The organism is Ferruginibacter profundus, from assembly GCF_054783275.1.
The window spans coordinates 519,975-538,957 of the sequence record NZ_BAAGQW010000003.1; the positions used below are offsets into that span (position 1 = coordinate 519,975).

An 18,983-nucleotide genomic window follows, 5' to 3' on the forward strand; every position below is an offset into this window, starting at 1 on the left:
AAAATGATAAACGACTAAAAAATCCAATTATTGTGACAAATTGTTAAATTTTATTCTTCCTTAATCTGTTTCATCAGTGCTTCCATAGTATTAACAGGCGTCTTGCAATTATATTGCCTGCACAGGTAAAAAAATGTTTCAGTTCCGGGAGTTTTACCTGTTAACATTGGGTATCTTTTATTTTCATCTGCAGCAGCCTGCACAATTTTGCCCGGCAGGTACAACTGTAACACCTCGTCCCTTAAGCGGTTAAAATTTTTTCCGGCAATTACCAGCTCATTTATCCCCAACGTGTTTTTAAGTAATAAAGATGCCCAGATACCAAAAGAAGTTGGGTATTTGACAATTGCCGAGCCTAAAGAAGTGGTGATTTTTTCTGCAATTCCACGCCATTCCTGGTTATCAAACACCACAGAAAGGTAAAATAAATTTTCTGCCATTACACTGTTGCCTGATGGCGTGGCACCATCATACACTTCTTTTTTCCTTAAAATAATGTCGGCCTGGTGTTGGTGCGTAAAGAAAAAATAACCGGTTTCAGCATCCATAAAATTATCCATCACCAGCTGTGTTATCTCCTTTGCAAAATCAAGATAATCTGTATTGGAAGTTATTTCCTGCAACTGTATGCAGGCCTGCACCAGGTAAGCATAGTCATCAAGAAAAGCAGGGTATTTTGCCGCGCCGTTTTTATACGTATGCAGGCATTCAAAACCAGTGGTGTCTTTCCGGAATTTGCGGAGTAAAAAATCCATTGTTTTAACTGCAAGATCTTTGTATCCTTCATCCTGTAAAGCGGCTGCAGATTTACACAGAGCAGTTACCATCAAAGCATTCCAGCCCAATAAAATTTTATCGTCGGTTATCGGCCTTATCCTTTCATTTCTTGCGGTTAATAATTGTTGAAGGCAGTTATTAATTGTGGTGGCAAATTCTTCTTTTGCCAGCCCTTTTTCTGCAGCAAAAACTGCCTCGTTTTTTAAGGTGCGTAAAATATTTTTTCCATCCTCCACGGCAACTCCTTCGGACCAATTGCCCTTTTTGCTTACATCAAAAAATTCGCAAAACAGCGGCGCATCATGGGCGAGAATGGTATCGATCTCTTTTTTACTCCACACATAAAATTTACCTTCTTCGCCTTCGCTGTCTGCATCTAAAGCGGCATAAAAGCCACCTTCTTCGTCCATCAATTCTCTTTGCACAAAACCTATTGTTTTCCTGATGGCCTGTTCGTATTTTTTGTCTTTTGTAACCTGGAAGGCGTCGCAAATAATGCTCAGCAGCAAAGCATTATCGTACAGCATTTTTTCAAAATGAGGTGCCAGCCATTCGTTATCGGTACTGTACCTGGCAAAGCCTCCGCCAACATGGTCGTAAATACCTCCTTCCAGCATTTTATCTATGGAAAGTAATGCCTGGTTTAATGCTGCCGTATCCTTTGTATAATAGTGATATTGCAGCAGGTATTGAATAGTAAATGTTTGTGGAAATTTTGGGGCTTTTCCAAAACCGCCCCACTCCGTGTCGGCCTGCTTTAAAATATTTTCGGTTATTAAACGGCAATTATCTTTTGTAAAAACAGTATCATTTACCGGTGCCAGCGTTTGCCCGAAACTGTTAGCCTGTTGCATATGCCCTACCAGGTTATCTGCCTGCGATTCTATCTCTGTTCTTCTTTCTTTCCAGGATTGTGCTATGGCAGCCAATACTTCCGGCCAGGAGGAGCGATTATAAGCTTTTACCGGAGGGAAGTAAGTGCCCCCGTAAAAGGGCCTGGCATCGGGAGTTAAAAAAACATTTAAAGGCCATCCCCCGCTGCCTGTAATAGCCTGCACGGCGTCCATATATACATGATCCAGGTCGGGGCGTTCTTCCCTGTCAATTTTAATGTTGATGAAATTTGCATTCATCTGTTTAGCTACTGTTTCGTTCTCAAAACTCTCCTTTTCCATTACATGGCACCAATGGCAGGCGGCATAACCAATACTTACCAGTATGATCTTGTCTTCTGCTTTTGCCCTTTGCAATGCTTCGTCTCCCCAGGCATACCAATCTACCGGGTTATGGGCATGCTGCAAAAGATAAGGACTGCTTTCGTTGATTAACCTGTTGGTAAATTGATGTGCCATGAATGATTTTTAATGTGCTGTATTGTATGAACCCTGTTTACAAATATCAGTACAAACTGCTTGCCGTGCTATTTATTATTAAAAAGAAAAAAGGCCCTGTGGAGGCCTCTTTTTTGTTATGTTTTTTGCTTTTATTTCTTTTTGTAGGTGGAAAGATATAATTCCAACGCACTTACCATACTTGGGGCTTTGGGTTGCGGTGCTTTAATATCAAGGGTTAACCCGGCTTCTTCTGCAGCTTTAAGTGTATTGGCTCCAAAGGCGCCTATTTTGGTGCCGTTCTGTTTAAATTTAGGGAAATTTTCCAGCAGGCTTTTAACACCACCGGGAGTAAAGAAACAGATCACATCATAGTTTCTTTCCACCACTTCTCTTACATCATTGCTTACAATACGGTACAACACCGGTGTTGCATATTCACAGTTATTGCCTTTAAGCCAATTGGTAATTTCGCTATCGAAAGATTCTGAACAGGGATAGAGGAATTTTTCGTTGTCCTTATGTTTATTGATCACATCAAAAAGGCTTTTATTGCTGCCATCGGCGCCATAAAAAACCTTTCTTTTACGGTATAAAATAAATTTTTGCAGGTAAAGTGCCACTGCCTCAGTTATGCAGAAATATTTAGTGTCCTGAGAAATACTCACCTTCATTTCGTTACAGATCCTGAAGAAATGATCAATCGCATGCCTGCTGGTAAATATTACCGCCGAGTAATTAACGATATCGATCTTTTGCTTTCGGAATTCTTTTGCAACGATACCATCCACTACTATAAAGGGGTGGAAATCAAGGGTTATACTGTGCTTTTTAGCCAAATCAAAATACGGAGACTTTTCGCCTTCGGGCTTTGGTTGGGTTATAAGTATCTTTTTTACTTTAGGAACTGAAGTATCAGCCTTTGTTGAACCGTTTTTAACCATACTGTAAGGGGAAAATGGTTTTGCAAAATTACAGGTTTTTACTCAATAAAAACAATAAGCCCTTGTAAATCAACAAAAGGGGGATAATTTCTATGCCGGCTATATATAAAAAAAAGTGAAACCTGCTGACTTTCAATTGATTTTGAACTAATCCGTAGGATCTGAAAAAACGCAGCAGCAGCAAAAAACCGATGAATAATAAGGAAACAAGGGCACTTGTGGCAGCAACCGGGTAGTCAGAAAAAGCCATCAGCACAGTAAATGGCAGTAAAACTATCCCGATGATCTTGCATATCATAAAGATGATAAAGATGTAAGTATTGGTAGCTTCTTTATAGCCGGTAACCCAGCCGGTAAATTTAAGTGTACTGAATTTGGCAAGGTAAATAAGGCCCAACACAACAATACAGGAAGCTAGTAACATCCATTTGTGTTCGTCGGTTACCAGTTTGTATTGCCGCAACAGAAAATAGATGTACACACCACCGCTGAGAATGAAAAAGGCATTAAAGAAAAGCGATGGCAATTTTGCCTGTAATAACTGATCGGCAAGCTGGCTCTGTCGCAAAGAAGTATTAAAGAATACCCTGAAAAGATTAGTGAAATACCGGGCAAAATAAAATTTTATCAGGCCCATCAGAAACAGCAGGCCGGCCAATATGTAAAACAATGAGTCGTATGATTTGGCACTCCTCGTTTTTATAATCATTGATACGGGAGTGCCTTTGCTGTTGATAAAAATATTGCGGGCAAGAACGGAATCTATTGCAGACTGGTATTTATCTTCCGCTGCTGCAATAACTGCGGTTTGCAGGGAATCTTTTTGCTTTACAGTAGTATCTTTTTTTTGAGATACAGTGGTATCAGGCTTTGCCGGCAAAGTAGTATCGGCCGTTTGTGCACTTACCAATAAGGGTGCACAAGCAAATAAATAAAATAGAAGAAGTAACCTGTTTAGCAACCCGGATGTTTTTTGCAAAAGTAAATGTAGTAACGCAGATTTCTATACCGATAGGTGATTTATTATGCGTTTAGTTTTTTTAGCATTACAATTTACTGCCCCAATGGTTCGGTATGTGCCAAAGGCTGACACACAAAGCCTACGTGAAATTTCGTTTGGCATCAAAAGTAATTCACATAACCGAAGTGTATTTTAGAAGCTTCCCTGATATTGAATTTTATATCGTCTCTTTTTCCAATAGCGTAACTGATATTCAATAAGCCCAGCTTTGTTTCCAGTGCCATGCCCAACCCCGTTGATATAAATGTGTTGTTCAGGTTAATGTTCTGGTATTTATTCTTTACCATGCCGCCATCAGTAAAAACAAAAAAGTAAGAATTTAAACTAACCCTTATGCGGTACTCTGCTGTGGCTACTGCATACTGTGTGGCATAAATGCTTTCTTCATCAAAGCCACGCAGCAACCTGTACCCGCCTATCTGGAACAATTCGTTCCTGAATATGCTTTGGCTGTTATAGATCGCTGTATTAAGTGCCGCCTTAAGTGTGGATTGCTTACCTACAGGAAAATAGTGTGCTATCATCGCTTTTATCCTGAACTGGTAAGAGCGTTCTTTTAATGAATCGTAAAGGCTGGCATAGTTAAATGACGGGTCTTTGATGCTGATTATATCATTATTCCGTTTGATGTTTTTTATACCCACCGATGCAGTTATTTTAACTTCGTTGCCACTGCGGGGATTTAGCCGGTAATCGGTTTTAATCCAATCGTAGTCGAGCCCGAAACTGGCGGCACTTACATCAATATTAACGGGCAGTTGTTTGGTTAGTTTTACAAGATTGGTATCTACACCATTGGCCAGTAAAAAACTGTTTTGCCACTGTACAAAAAACTTACCCGATTGATTGGCAGATAAAAGATATTGCAACCCTACCTGCCCGTTTACCTGTAAAAAGGTGGAATCTTTTTTAAACAGGTCGAATAAAAAATCGAAACCGAAATTTGAATTAAAAATATACGGCTGCTGATACCCTAAATTTAAACGGGGCGATTTTTTTTGCAGCTGCTGCCAGTTAAATAAAATAGATTCCCCGCCGTTTAACGCATTTTTTAAATTGAGGTTTACATCTGCCGTCAATTGAAATTTACTGGCCTGGTTGGCTGCCGGCAATACGCCAATCAAAAAATTGAACTGGCTGCTTTTTTTAGGTTGCAGGTACAGATTAAGCACCGAACCTGTGCCCAGCATGGTAATATCATTGGCCTGTGCTTCCTGCAGGTAAGGCAGTTCTAAAATTTTTTTACTTACCTGTTCCAGTTTTTCTTTGTTGTACAAGCTGCCTTTGGGTATGCTTAAATAATGATTTAAAAAATTTTTGGAGATCTTTGCTTTGCCAAAAACCCTTATGCTATCTATACGATACAAAGGGCCTTTATTCACTTTGAGCAAAGCATTTATTTTATCTTCCTGCAAACGGATGCTATCTAAAAAAACCTGCGCAAAAGGGTAGCCGTTCTTTTCATAATAATTTAAGATACGCAACTGCACTGTTTGCAATTGCTGCATATTTAGCAGTTTGTTAGAAAAATTCTTTTCGTAATAACCGCTTTCGTCAATGGCTTTTTTTTCGATGCTGTCGGGTTGCAGTTTTACCCAATGGTATTGCTGCCCCGGAAAAAGCCGGATGCTGCAGGCAGTACTATCTTCCCAAACACTATCTACAGAAGCAGTGGGGTAACCTTTTGAACTAAGTACGGTTGTAAGTGTACTGATGTAGGTTCTGCATTGCAGCGCATCGTCAAAAACAGTTTGTAATTGTAATGCCTGCAGGTTAAAGGTGGTATCTTTGTCTACCAGTTGAATGATAAGCCTGAATTTTGGACTGTTACCGGCTGAAGGCTTAGTATTTATCATTGGTGGCTGAGCATACGCTGTTTGCAAAAACAAACCCTTGCAAACAATAATTGCCAGCAGAAAAAAAACAAGACTTTTGGGTTTACATGTATTCATTAATAATCAAATCTAAAATATTATCCCGATAGTTATCAGGATGTAAACTAAAATCTTTGGCGGGCATTTATATACATATTCCGTTTTGCAGGCAGGCCTGTAATTATTGCAACTTTCATTTTTCCACTTCGTTGAAATTAAAGGGTGATTTTATTGAAGCGCTGATCAATGAAATCAGTTATCCATGTCTGCCGGATGAAATCAGTGCGGAGACAAATAAAGAAATTATTTCTACCCTTTATTTTGGTGGCGGTACGCCCAGCATTTTAAGCATTGATGAATTACAAATTATTTTTGGTGCGTTGCAAAAACGTTTTGCCTTTACAAATGATATTGAAATTACCCTGGAAGCAAACCCCGATGATATCACCGATGCAAAACTGCAGGAGTGGAAAGCCTTTGGCATCAACAGGTTTAGTGTAGGCATTCAAAGTTTTTTAGAAGAGGAATTACAATGGATGAACCGGGCACACACTGCGGCGGAATCTTTGGTTTGTATTGATAAAATCAAAGCCGCTGGTTTTACTAATTTTTCTGCAGACCTTATTTATGGCTCACCATTATTAAGTGATGCCGACTGGGAAAAAAATGTACAGACAGTTATTGAAAAAGACATTCCGCATATCAGCTGCTATGCGTTAACGGTAGAACCCAAAACAGCACTGGACAAAATGATTGCTGTAAAAAAGAAAGCCCCGGTTGATGCAGAAAGGCAGGCGCAACAATTTTTGTTATTGATGGACTGGATGCAGGACGCAGGATACGACCATTACGAGATCAGCAATTTTGCAAAGCCGGGTTTACGAAGTAAACACAACAGCAGCTACTGGAGTGGAGAGAAGTATTATGGCTTTGGCCCATCGGCGCATTCTTATTTTCCCTCGGGTGAGCTATCTTCAGCAGCACCGGGTGAGCCACCCTTAAGGGGTGACCCACCCAAACGTAAATGGAATATTGCCAACAACGCATTGTACATTCAATCTTTACAAAAAGGCCTTATTCCGTTTGATGAAGAAGTATTAACCCGAACCCAGCAGTTGAATGAATATATTATGACGGCATTAAGAACGATGGAAGGGATCAATACAAAGTACATCAGTACAAAGTTTGGAGAAGAGGAAAGCCGCAAGGTGATAGTTGCAAGTCGCAGGTATGAAAGCACGGGTAAATTAATAATTGAAAACGAAAAAATCATTTTAACCAGGGAAGGAAAATTATTTGCAGATGGAATTGCAGCTGATCTGTTTTTTGCCCCTGACCCTTAAGGGGAATTAAGAATGAGAACGTTTTTTTAAATACTTCACAAATTCAGCTATCGATAAACAAGCTATCATTACAAGTACTGCTGTGCTGCTGATATTTGAAAAAGAGAAAGGCATCGTTTTATTTTGTACCTTAAAGTTAGCACAAATTGGCCGATAATTATTTTGTTTTCCCAGGTAAAATCTTTTGGGGAATACGCTGAAATTTCTGCAATTTTATTAAAATGATTTAAGTCTCCTTTTTTCCTGTACTTTGAATTTTCCATAATACATTAAAGCCTGTCGATATTTCTATCAAACACCCAATTTTAGTCGAGATCCTGGCTTACTGATCCATCTTTTTCTGATACCATCAATAGTAAACTATTCAATATTTGTATAGTCAGGTTTCAGGATGGCATAAATGCATGCAACTAGATATAAGAATTTATCATCTTTTACTCACAACCTGACCTGGTTATAAGGCAATTAAAATTACATTATAGCAAATTTAAAAAGACTTAAAATGTCTGTCCTCCACTTATTATTCATTACGCTTGCGATAATTCAATCTTATTTGTTTACCACAAAGGAACAGGCTAATAATTACACAAGAATAAAAGTAATTTACAAAAGCCCCGATTATATCATTGATGACAAAGAGTATTGGTTTGATGCTGAAATATTTGTAACATACAATGGTAATTATACAATTTATGAATTGCCCTATCATAAAACGTATTCCATAAATGAACGTTTAGTTTATGATTCTGCAAAGTATGAATACTTCATTTGTAACGAAAATAACAAGCAAGGTTTTTTGCTAAAAGATATCAGAGATAGTTTAAGTAAAAAAATTGCCGGTGATTCCATTTTAGCAGCAAGAGCATTTAATGGAGACAATAGAAATTTTAATATGGCTGATAGTTTAAAAGCTCTGGGCAAAACTACGATTGTTCGTGAACACCTTTCTGAAAACAAATTTATAGACAAATATTATTTTGCAAATCCTAATTTTTATGACTCGGCGTATTTTTATTATTCAAATGAATTAAGAAATATCAGGTTTACAATCTCCAACACCCTGGATTCAGTGAATGATTCTAAATTATTGAAGGTTCAATATTTTATTAAACATGATGATAGCAAAACTGCGTCTAAGTTCAAGAGTTTTTATATCAATAGTTTAGAAATTCAAAATGCCCCATCACCCGACGAAAGTGCGTTGAAAGATCTTTTTGACAGATTTATTGCACAGGAAAAAATTTCAGCCAAATAAATATTTTACACCAGGGTGGCTTCAATTTCGTTAAAGCCTTTGCCGGCAGGCAGGTTTTCCCAAAGAATTTTATAGATGGTTTCGGCAATGGGCATATCGGCCTTAACAGTTTGATTGATGAGGTGCATGCATTTGCTGGCATTGTATCCTTCGGCAACCATACTCATTTCCAGTTGTGCCGCTTTTACAGAATACCCTTTGCCGATCATGTTACCAAAGCTACGGTTACGGCTATGGAGGGAGTAACAGGTTACTAAAAGATCACCCAAATAAACTGAGGCTGCATAGTTTGCTGTTCTGTGATCGCTGGGCTGCGGCCTGTTGTCTGTGTGGCCTACTTCAATATGTTTAATACCGGATTTTATAAGAAAACTTGCCATTTCATCGGCACTGTTGGCAATTAACACACTTAAAAAATTATCTCCGTAATCAAGTCCGTGTGCCATACCCGAACCTACAGCATAAATATTTTTTAAAATGGCTGCATACTGTACACCATAAATATCATTATTGTCAATGGTATTAAGGTAGTCAGTTTTAAAATAGGCCGCCAGTTCTATCGTCATCGCCTCGTCTATACCCGAAAAAGTTAAGTAGGATAATTTTTCTGCGGCTACTTCTTCTGCGTGGCAAGGTCCCAATACCGCAAAATAATTTTTCAGTTCAAACTGAAATTCATTTTCCAGGTAATCGTTGAGCAATAGATTTTGTTCGGGTAAAATTCCTTTTATAGCAGAGATGATCTTTTTGCCTTCCAGTATCTTCTTATCCAGGTTTTGTAAAACATCAGCTGCATAAGCAGAAGGAACGGCAATGATGATACAATCTGAATGTTGAATTACTTCGGCAGCATTGGTAGTTAACGTCAATTTTGAAACATCAAATTGAGCCGAAGGTAAATAGTGTGGATTGTGATGGCGGGTTTGTATATGTCTGATCGCAGCTTCACTTCTGTTCCACCAATAAATGCTGTTGCCGTTATCAGTTAAAATTTTTGCCAGGGCTGTTCCCCAGCTGCCGCTTCCTAAAACTCCAAAGTTCATGGTTCATGGTTGATGGTTCATGGGAGGCGGTTCATAAAAGCTTGCATTTTACCATGAGCTATGAACTATTAGCCATGAACCAGTTTTATAGTCCTAATTTTTCTACCGCCAGCTGCGCTGCAATCTGGCTGGCATCTTTTTTATTATAGCCTTTGGCTTCTGCAATCAATTCGCCATCAACAGTAGCTCCAATGGTAAATAAACGGCGGCCATTCTCAAATTTTTCGTCTAAAGTTTCAAACTCCAGTGCTTTACCATTTTTATTGGCCCAGCCGTATAAGCGGTTTTTAATGTTGATCTCAATTATTTCCAGGTCATCAATAAACAGGTGCGGCATGATGATATATTTCTCCACCCATTTTTGCGTGCCTGCATAGCCTTTATCCAAATACACGGCGCCAATCAATGCTTCCAGGGTATTACCAAATATCTGGGAAATTTTAAGGGAGTTATCGTACTTGTTGTAAAAAGTAATTTTCTTCAGGCCCATTTTTAAAGCAATATCGTTCAGCATCTGGCGGTTTACCATTTTGCTACGCATTTCGGTTAAAAAACCTTCGCCTTTGTAGGGATATTTTCTAAATAAGTAATGCGCTATGATGGAACTTAAAACCGCATCGCCTAAAAACTCCAGCCTTTCATTATTTTCATCTGCACCTTCACGTACGCTACGATGGCTGAGCGCAGTTTTATACAATGCAACATCACCTGGTGTAAAGCCGAGTATATTACTCAGTTGCTTTTTAAACTCCCTGGTTTTATTCTGACTTTTAAAAAAATCTTTGATGAATTGCAAAATGCTTGAAAAATATTTGGATAAAGTTACTCTTATTTATTATGATAGTAAAATTACTGTTTTTACTGTAGATAAATGGTTGCTATTTAAAACAATCATTTTACTTTATTAAAACCTTAAAAAGGGTAAAGATATGCAGCCTTGCCTTGTTTGTTATGGCTTATATTTTTTTACTATCACACTGGCATTATGCCCGCCAAAACCAAATGTATTGCTGAGCGCCGCATTTACTGTACGGTGCTGTGCTTTATTAAAGGTGAAGTTAAGTTTGGGGTCCAGTTCAGGATCGTCGGTAAAGTGGTTGATGGTTGGAGGAATAATATCCTGGGATACTGCCATTATACAGGCCAGTGCTTCCAAAGCACCCGCCGCACCAAGGCAATGGCCGGTCATACTCTTGGTAGAGCTGATATTTAAATTATAGGCATGGTCGCCAAAAACGCTGAGTATGGCTTTTGTTTCTGCAATATCACCTAACGGAGTGGATGTGCCATGAACATTGATATAGTCAATATCGCTGGCCACCATGCCGGCATCTTTCAATGCGGCATTCATTACATTTCTTGCACCTAATCCTTCGGGATGTGGGGCAGTGATATGATGGGCATCGGCAGTGGCGCCGCCACCTGCAATTTCGCAATAAATTTTAGCACCCCTGGCCAATGCATGGTCAAGGCTTTCCAAAACCAGAACGCCGGCACCCTCTCCCATTACAAAACCATCCCGCTCTTTATCAAAGGGGCGGCTTGCTGTTGAAGGGCTGTCATTTCTTTCGCTCAGGGCTTTCATGGCGTTAAAACCACCTACACCTGCGGCACTTACCACAGCTTCGCTACCACCTGTAATTATAATATCAGCTTTATTTAATCTTATATTGTCAAAAGCATCAATAATAGCATTGGTAGAAGAAGCGCAGGCAGAAACCACGGCAAAGTTGGGCCCACGGAAACCGTGTCGGATAGATATCTGCCCTGCGGCAATATCCAATATCATTTTGGGAATAAAGAAAGGGTTAAACCTGGGCGTGCCATCGCCATTTGCAAAATTGATCACTTCCTCCTGGAAAGTGATGAGCCCGCCAATACCGCTGGCAAATATTACTCCTACCCTGTCGCCATCGGCATTTTCCTTAGTAATGCCTGCATCTTTAACCGCTTCGTCGCTGGCAATCAATGCAAACTGGCAATACCGGTCAATTTTACGGGCCTCTTTACGGTCTAAATAAGTAGTGGGGTCAAAATCTTTAACCTCACAGGCAAACCTGGTTTTGAACTTACTGCAATCGAATTGCTTTATAAAATCGCACCCGCTTACGCCGTTAGCTAAACCCTGCCAATATTCGTCAACAGTTTTTCCTAACGGTGTAAGGGCACCCAACCCGGTTACTACAACACGTTTAAAAGCCATATAGTTTGCCTGTGATAGTTAAATGAAATTACTTAGCATGCTCTTCTAAGTAAGCAACAGCCTGTCCAACAGTAGTGATGGTTTCGGCCTGCTCATCCGGAATAGAAATGTTGAATTCTTTTTCGAATTCCATAATAAGTTCAACGGTGTCCAAGCTATCGGCACCTAAATCATTAGTAAAAGAAGCTTCTGTGGTTACTTCGGCTTCATCAACTCCTAACTTGTCAACAATTATTTTGTTTACCCTTGTTGCAATGTCTGACATAATTTTAAAATTTAGTTTGTCTGGCTGCAAAAATATACATTTTGCAATAATTACAAAGAAATATAAATAAGGGCAAAATTGGGGGTTTTTATATTGTCTGCCAATTGTTTTCTAACGGCATTATTTTATCCTTACCAGTTTATTAAAATGCGGGGAGCAACTATATTATAATTTAGATTTGCAGTAATAAGCTTTACCAATGATAAATGGCAAAAAAACCATTACATAGTACTGCTTAATCATATATTAAGATTATAAAAAAAATTGTATATTGTAAGTGCGTGAATAACGCAAAGCTGTTATACTTTACTAAAACGATACTGAATATGGCCTTAAAACAAATAGACCACGGCTCTAAAGAATACCAGCAAATGATTTCGTTGCGGATGGAAATTTTGCGCAAACCCCTGGGACTTAATTTTACCGAAGAAGAACTGGCTAAAGAAAAAGAGGATATTTTAATTGGCGCTTTTGATGAAGAAAAGATCCTGGCTTGCTGCCTGTTGACCAAAGTGGATAATGCCACCATTAAATTACGGCAGATGGCGGTACAAAATAATTTGCAGGGTAAGGGTATTGGCGCCAGTATGATGAGCTTTGCCGAAACAGTGGCCCGGGATAAAGGCTATAAAAAACTAATGATGCATGCCCGCAATACGGCTATTGGCTTTTACGAAAAATTTGATTTTAAAGTAAAAGGCAACGAATTTATTGAAGTAAATGTGCCTCATCATGTGATGGAAAAAAGGTTGTGAGAATACAGTTACGAGTCATTTTCGTTACGGGTTAACAGATAGCTTTTCTCTTAATAACGAGCCTTCTTCGCAAAGAATAAGATAATCCCAAACCCGTAACTTTCCTAACTGTTTTTTGCTATCTTCTCCTTAAATATCTTCCTGGCTTCGTGTACATCATCATCTGCAAAAGCATCTTTGGGTACTATAAAAAAAGAACGGCTGGTAAAGTAGAGGTGAAAAAAATACGGACTTTCCATCCAGGTGCTGAAATCGGCCCAGGGCCAGCTTCTTCCCCCTCTTTCATTTTCAATCCTGAATTCATCGTTGCTTAATATCGCTTTAAGCCTGTCCTGAAAAGCAGGCGCTTTTTTATAGATCATATTGGGGAGTAAAAACCAAAATGTGATCATCAGCACAAACCATAAAACAGAGCTTACCAAAAAAGCAAACGGAGAAATTCGTTTAAAGAAGAATAAGCCTGCAGATAAGATGGCAAAAACATTTACCAGTATGATCATTATTTTTATTTCACGACGTGTAATAAAATGATAGCGCAAGGCCTGGATTACTTTGGGTTTGTTGTAGGTAAAGTATTGTGAAGTCATGTTACAAAGATAAGAAGGGATTTATGATGTTGGATTTTGGATTTATGATCGGCAATAAAATTGTTATACGCTTTTAATTACAGGAATCGCCGGCAACTTTACCGCCACCATCTGCAGGCATACCGCCAATGGGATGATTACGCAATGCTGCATTTACAAAACTTACCCTTCTGTTAGCCGCTTTGCCCGCAGGTGTTGCATTATCTTCAACAGGTTTGGTACTGCCAAAACCTACTGCAAGTAAACGTTTGCAATCCACACCCATTTTTACCAGTGCCTTACAAACTGCCAGTGCCCTTTTTTCGGAAAGCGTTTGATTGGCATCATTACCGCCGGTATTATCAGTATGACATTCAACTCTTAATAAACTGATGTAGGATTTATCATCCAGATATTTTTTAATGATCTCCAGGGCTGCGGTACTTTCGGGTTTTAGTATGGCGGCATTGGTTTCAAATACAATTTGTTTTTCAATTTTTACTTCATTGCCTTCCAGTTTATAATCCTGTGCAGCCGCAGTAAGGGTGATTATACTAAAAAGAAAAAACAGCCGGAATTTCATGTTGTTTATATTTACAGGGTGTAAAAATCAGGAATCATTGTAAGAAGAAAGATGCCATTAAAAATAACCACTAACAAATATAAGTACAAACATATCATCGGCAGCCTGTTGGTGCTGCTGACCGTTGTATTTTTTTCCTGTACTGAAAATAAACCGCCCCGGAATATTGAGCCTGCATTTTATTACTGGAAATCGGTTTTAAAACTGAGTGATTTTGAAAAGCAAAGATCAGACTCTTTAGGTGTAAAAATTTTGTATGTAAAGTTTTTTGACGTGGGTTGGGATGATGTAGCCAAAGCGCCGGCTCCTTTAGCAAAATTGCAAGCGGCAGGCTACCAGCTGCAAGAGGGTATTCAGATCATTCCTACTGTATTTATTACCAATGAATGTATACAAAGGATTGATAGCTTACAAGTACAGGCTCTTGCAGATAATATTCATACGCTGATCAATGAAATCAGTAAGGCGAACAATTTTACAACCATAACTGAGATACAAATTGATTGCGACTGGACTACCTCCACTAAAGCCCGGTATTTTGCATTACTTACTGCTATAAAAAAACAAGCCGGTATTGTAACGCTTTCTGCCACCATTCGTTTGCACCAGGTAAAATTTTTATTTAAAACAGGAGTACCGCCGGTTGATAAAGGTTTACTGATGTGTTACAATATGGGCAATCTTAAAAACCCGGCTACCAAAAATTCCATCCTTGAAACTGCAGAATTAAAGAAATACATCGGCAATCTTTATACTTATCCATTACCCCTGGATATAGCATTGCCATTATTTGAATGGAAAGTTTTGTTCCGCAACAATGTATACACGGGGCTGATTGAAACGCTGCCTGATACCCTATTTACCAGCGACTTTGTGACAAAAAAAGAGAACCGGCTGGAATTATTGAAAGATACTTTGTTGCAGGGTTACGAACTGAGAAAAGGGGATATTTTACGAAATGAGCAGAGTAATTACTCCGAAATATTATCTGCAGCAGCAGCAATAAATACCCGTTTGAAAAATACCCATCCAAGGGTATCACTCTACCATCTTGATTCTGTAATTTTAAGCAAATATTCCCTTCATGAACTGGAAACAATTTACAATAGCCTGCGTTAGTGCAGCACTTATCGCTTTTCCCCAAAATATTATTGGCTGCGGCCCCGATGCAGACCCATATGATTATTATACTTCGTTCTTTCATCAAAACCTGTCTGATGCAAAAGGTTACAAACCCTTTTACTATACGGGCTATAATTTTCTGTATGACGAAACCGAACCAGTTACGGCAAGTGATGTACTGGCAAAGGAATGGAGTGCATATTGTGGTACTACTGTTACCGAAACTGACGCCAGCAAATTTGTAAACAAATTTGCCTGGAAAGACCTGAGCAATCTTTATTTCAACATAGAAAAAAATCAGCCTTTAAAAATACCCGATAGCGTAAAGCATAACAGCATGACGGATTATTTTCTGCAGCAGAAAGATCTTGAAGGGCTGGGTTATATCATGTATGCAAAACTTACCGAGCCGTATGTGTATGGAGGCGAAACCAGTTGGGATATGCCCCAACGTGATAGTGTAAAAATGGCTAAGCTGATAAAGAACGGGCAGCAATTATATACTGTTGCCAAAAAAGATATTTTTAAATTAAAATATGCTTACCAGGTTTTACGCCTGGCACATTACAGCGGCCGGTATACTGATGTTATTAAATGGTACGATGATTATGCTGCCAGCATAAATACCGGCAGTAGTATTTTACAACCGATGTGCCTGGCGTTAAAGGCCGGGGCATTGTTCAGAACAGGAAATGATAAGGAAGCGGCTTATTTATTCAGCAAAGCTTTCAGTGCTTCTGTGGTAAAAAGAATTTCTAATTATTTAGGCTTTAAATGGAGTGTAAAGTATGATGTACCAAGAGGTGAATATTTACAGTGGTGCAAAAACAACAGCGAGAAAGCAGCCATGTTGGCTATGTTTGCCCTGGGCAGTGCAGATAATGAGGCGGCTACCATGAAACAGATTTATGCTATTGATGCCAATGCAGATGTGCTGGAAGTTTTAGCCATAAGAGAAATTAATAAACTGGAAGAAAAATATTTTACACCGTTGCTGCAAAAAGAAAAAGGTGGTAAAGCTTTGTATTATTCCTGGGCAGAGAATGTTGCCGATAGTGCTTTTAATGAAAATACTGCGAGAGCAAAAGAATTAACTTCCTTTTTACATGAGGTTGCCGTAAAAGGGAAAGTACAAAATGCAGGCTTATTTGAAACAGGCGCAGCCTATACTGCCTACATGACAAAAGATTATGCTGCTGCAAAAAAATATTTAGCTGCGGCAGAAAAAATGAATCTTACCCCAAAAGTGAAAGACCAGTGGGCATTAACGAATATACTTGTTACTATCAATGAAAAAGAAAAAATAGATGCTGCATTTGAAGAACAAATCTTACCTTCTGTAAAATGGCTGGAAGAAAAAGTAAAAACAGAGAAACCTGAAACCATCTCCTACAGCAGCATTGAGCCATGGAAAAATTTTTACCGTAACCTGATGAGTGAGATACTGGCACAACGTTATCACCAGCAGGGCGACCTGCACAAAGAAACTTTAGCTATTGGAGCAGCTGACTTTATTATAAAGTCACCAAACGCTTCTTACGGCTATGGTAATGCAATTGATTTTTTAAGGAATAACCTGGCGAGTAAAGATGTAGAAAAATTATACGCTTTATTAGACAGCAAACAGCCTGGTAAATTTGAAGCCTATCTTATCAGTCATAATGTAGTAAAGAAAGCAGACGTGACTGATTTTGCAGGCACTGCTTATTTAAGAGATTACGATTACGCCAATGCCATCACCTGGTTTAAAAAAGCTGCAGATAAAAAAACCGGTGTGCTCACTACTAATCCTTTTATTGATCTTTTATACGACCAGGAAGAAGCATTGCCTGCCGAAGCAAAATTCACTACTACCAAATTAGCTTTTGCAGAAGAAATGTTGCGTTTACAAAAAGCAGCAGCAACAGATAAAGTAAATGCTGCAAAATATTTATATAAAATGGCCAGTGGTTTTTACAATATGACCTACTACGGCCATGCATGGCAACTGGTACAATATTACCGCAGTGGCAGTGATGGTTATTATATACCGGATGGTGCCACCAGTTTTCAAAAAGAATATTATGGTTGCTATAAAGCGCTGGAATATTTTGAAAAAGCGATGGCAGCAAGTACCGATAAAAATTTTAAAGCCCGTTGTTTATTCATGATGGCCAAATGCAGCCAGAAGCAATTGCACCGGCCGCAATATGAAGAGTACAGTAATAACTACGACCAGATGGAAGTAGCAGAAAAAAAATTTTTTGACAATTTTAAACACAACAAATATTTTCCGCAGCTGGTAAAAGAATATGGCAATACCCCTTTTTATAAAGAAGCATTTAACAGCTGTAGTTATCTTAAAGATTTTGTGAAAAAGAAATAATTGTTGTTTTAACTATTTCGGACAATCTAATGCTTTGCGTTGCTTTTTTGTAAGCCCCGGATTCTCCCGGTTATAGGTTTTATTTTTATATTCCCTGTAACCAAATAATGGCAGGCGTAAAATAAAGTATACATCAGCTGTTTTTGTTTTTCCCAAAACCCTTGAATTAATGATAGAGGATGACCCGATTACCAACGGGCCTAAACGCAAGGCTGCACCTGCCTGGAAGCCTGAAATGGAATTATAGCTTACCGGTAAATACAAACCTCCCATCGGAACTTCCGCCCTTGGCGTAACAAATACTGCAACAGGATTATAGTTACCGGTGTAGTAACTGAGTTTAGAAAACACCAGGGGTATATTCACTTGCCCCTGCACACCCAGCCATTTATTAAAATTGCGATCGTAAGTTAAGTGCAATGTGGTAGGTAATTGCATGGTAAGTTCCGGCGGCTCTGTTCTTGCGTTAAAAAGATTTTTGTAATAGTTCGCTATTTGATAGGCTTCTGTAGAATCTGATGGCAGGCTTAACTGGTCGATCGTATATGTGTTGCCATTAAAATTGGTAACTATACCTTTTGTTTGTTGCCTGTGGTAACGGATAAACCCGATATCGGTAATAGAAGCCCCCGCTTTCCAGATGTAGTTAGCTGTTCTGTCGCTGTACCGGGTTTCATATACCTGCATTTCATCCCTGAACTCATAACTAACCCCGATATCAAGTCCCAGGCCTTTGTTTTTAAACGAAGTAAAATCACTACCCGAAAGTGAATCTATGTTTTTAGTGTAACCCAGAATGATACTTCCCTGTGCGTTAATGAGAGCATCTTTTTTTTTGTTATCAACAGGATCTACAATAGAATCATGAATAAAAGAAAACTTACTGGTACTGAGCGAAACTGCGGCTATTCCTCCCAGGTATTTTACCGATACTCCTGCTTTCCATACACCAAAATCTGTATTGGCAATTTGCCTGCTGTAGGTAAGCGCCACTTCCTTAAAGCCATGCATATTCACCGACATATTGGTATTTAATAGTGTAGTACCAATAAATTGTGCCCGTATGGTATCGGGTAATTCTGAATTTAAAATAGCACTGCTGATATCGTGTATATTGGTAAATAATCTTGCTCTTGTAGTAAGTGCGATGGCATTTTTATCGGATAACCTTATCAATACAGACGGGCCGAATACATCGGTATTGAAATTCATTTTGCCGTTTTTTGTGATGGGGTTGGGAAAGGTAACACCTCCATTATCATCATTACGTTTTTTATAATTGAATTTGATGGTATTGTTACCAATACCTGTTGAAATACCGGCCAAATTAAGATCGCCCCTTACACGGTGATTTAAAATATCTGCAGGGCTGGTTACAATGCTATACACGCCTGCATAAGCAGAAGAGTGATACCCAATATAAGACTGGGCAATTCCATTAAAGCAAGCTACCTGGATAAAAATTAAAAACATGAGGCTTTTAATTAATTTACAGGGCCGGGTAAAAAACATCTTTTGCATGGTTCACCAGAAACA

16 protein-coding genes are annotated in these 18,983 nt (G+C 38.8%); 5 read left to right on the top strand and 11 right to left on the bottom strand.

The genetic code is table 11. The features are described 5' to 3' along the window. Positions 1–50 precede the first annotated feature (50 nt). The 4 genes from ACYVM0_RS22020 to ACYVM0_RS22035 form a co-directional block, all read right to left on the bottom strand. Positions 51–2,129: a thioredoxin domain-containing protein gene (locus ACYVM0_RS22020; protein WP_460560732.1), complete on the bottom strand. Its 2,079-nt coding sequence runs from the start codon at positions 2,127–2,129 to the stop codon at positions 51–53. A gap of 131 nt (positions 2,130–2,260) precedes the next feature. Next, on the bottom strand, positions 2,261–3,052 hold the full coding sequence (locus ACYVM0_RS22025) for a uroporphyrinogen-III synthase (RefSeq protein WP_460560733.1): 792 nt from the start codon (positions 3,050–3,052) through the stop codon (positions 2,261–2,263). A 28-nt stretch (positions 3,053–3,080) separates the two neighbouring features. Further along, complete coding sequence (locus ACYVM0_RS22030) at positions 3,081–4,013, bottom strand: DUF4271 domain-containing protein (RefSeq protein ID WP_460560734.1); 933 nt, start codon at positions 4,011–4,013, stop codon at positions 3,081–3,083. Positions 4,014–4,174: 161 nt separating this feature from the next. Next, entirely contained in the window at positions 4,175–5,929 is a 1,755-nt protein-coding gene (locus tag ACYVM0_RS22035) for a BamA/TamA family outer membrane protein (protein ID WP_460560735.1), read from the bottom strand. A 152-nt stretch (positions 5,930–6,081) separates the two neighbouring features. On the opposite strand from ACYVM0_RS22035, the gene hemW reads away from it, so the two are divergent. Continuing rightward, the gene (hemW, locus tag ACYVM0_RS22040; protein WP_460560736.1) at positions 6,082–7,290 is read left to right on the top strand and encodes a radical SAM family heme chaperone HemW; all 1,209 of its coding nucleotides are present in this window, start codon (positions 6,082–6,084) and stop codon (positions 7,288–7,290) included. Between the two features lie 502 nt (positions 7,291–7,792). Next, positions 7,793–8,545 carry a hypothetical protein gene (locus ACYVM0_RS22045; protein ID WP_460560737.1) on the top strand — a complete coding sequence of 251 codons (753 nt, stop codon included), beginning with the start codon at positions 7,793–7,795 and terminating at the stop codon, positions 8,543–8,545. Between the two features lie 5 nt (positions 8,546–8,550). Here ACYVM0_RS22045 and ACYVM0_RS22050 read toward each other — a convergent pair whose 3' ends face one another. From ACYVM0_RS22050 to ACYVM0_RS22065, 4 genes are all read right to left on the bottom strand, one after another. Next, positions 8,551–9,588: an NAD(P)H-dependent glycerol-3-phosphate dehydrogenase gene (locus tag ACYVM0_RS22050; RefSeq protein ID WP_460560738.1), complete on the bottom strand. Its 1,038-nt coding sequence runs from the start codon at positions 9,586–9,588 to the stop codon at positions 8,551–8,553. Positions 9,589–9,673: 85 nt separating this feature from the next. Further along, positions 9,674–10,384, bottom strand: coding sequence for a ribonuclease III (gene rnc / locus ACYVM0_RS22055; protein ID WP_430987717.1), 711 nt, complete (start codon positions 10,382–10,384; stop codon positions 9,674–9,676). A gap of 153 nt (positions 10,385–10,537) precedes the next feature. After that, positions 10,538–11,791 carry a beta-ketoacyl-[acyl-carrier-protein] synthase II gene (gene fabF, locus ACYVM0_RS22060; RefSeq protein ID WP_460560739.1) on the bottom strand — a complete coding sequence of 418 codons (1,254 nt, stop codon included), beginning with the start codon at positions 11,789–11,791 and terminating at the stop codon, positions 10,538–10,540. Between the two features lie 28 nt (positions 11,792–11,819). Then, positions 11,820–12,056: an acyl carrier protein gene (locus tag ACYVM0_RS22065; RefSeq protein WP_430987719.1), complete on the bottom strand. Its 237-nt coding sequence runs from the start codon at positions 12,054–12,056 to the stop codon at positions 11,820–11,822. Positions 12,057–12,382: 326 nt separating this feature from the next. Between ACYVM0_RS22065 and ACYVM0_RS22070 the strand changes: the two genes are divergently transcribed. Continuing rightward, the gene (locus ACYVM0_RS22070; RefSeq protein WP_460560741.1) at positions 12,383–12,811 is read left to right on the top strand and encodes a GNAT family N-acetyltransferase; all 429 of its coding nucleotides are present in this window, start codon (positions 12,383–12,385) and stop codon (positions 12,809–12,811) included. A gap of 104 nt (positions 12,812–12,915) precedes the next feature. Here ACYVM0_RS22070 and ACYVM0_RS22075 read toward each other — a convergent pair whose 3' ends face one another. Together ACYVM0_RS22075 and ACYVM0_RS22080 are read right to left on the bottom strand one after the other, a co-directional pair. Further along, entirely contained in the window at positions 12,916–13,398 is a 483-nt protein-coding gene (locus tag ACYVM0_RS22075; protein WP_460560742.1) for a YcxB family protein, read from the bottom strand. Positions 13,399–13,471: 73 nt separating this feature from the next. Continuing rightward, entirely contained in the window at positions 13,472–13,960 is a 489-nt protein-coding gene (locus ACYVM0_RS22080; protein ID WP_460560744.1) for an OmpA family protein, read from the bottom strand. 51 nt (positions 13,961–14,011) lie between these two features. On the opposite strand from ACYVM0_RS22080, the gene ACYVM0_RS22085 reads away from it, so the two are divergent. Further along, positions 14,012–15,079, top strand: coding sequence for a hypothetical protein (locus ACYVM0_RS22085; protein ID WP_460560745.1), 1,068 nt, complete (start codon positions 14,012–14,014; stop codon positions 15,077–15,079). Continuing rightward, on the top strand, positions 15,045–17,447 hold the full coding sequence (locus ACYVM0_RS22090; RefSeq protein WP_460560747.1) for a hypothetical protein: 2,403 nt from the start codon (positions 15,045–15,047) through the stop codon (positions 17,445–17,447). Before ACYVM0_RS22085 ends, ACYVM0_RS22090 begins: the two co-directional genes overlap by 35 nt. A 12-nt stretch (positions 17,448–17,459) precedes the next feature. On the opposite strand, the gene ACYVM0_RS22095 is transcribed toward ACYVM0_RS22090, so the two are convergent. Beyond that, positions 17,460–18,920, bottom strand: coding sequence for a DUF5723 family protein (locus ACYVM0_RS22095; RefSeq protein WP_460560749.1), 1,461 nt, complete (start codon positions 18,918–18,920; stop codon positions 17,460–17,462). Positions 18,921–18,983: the final 63 nt, after the last annotated feature.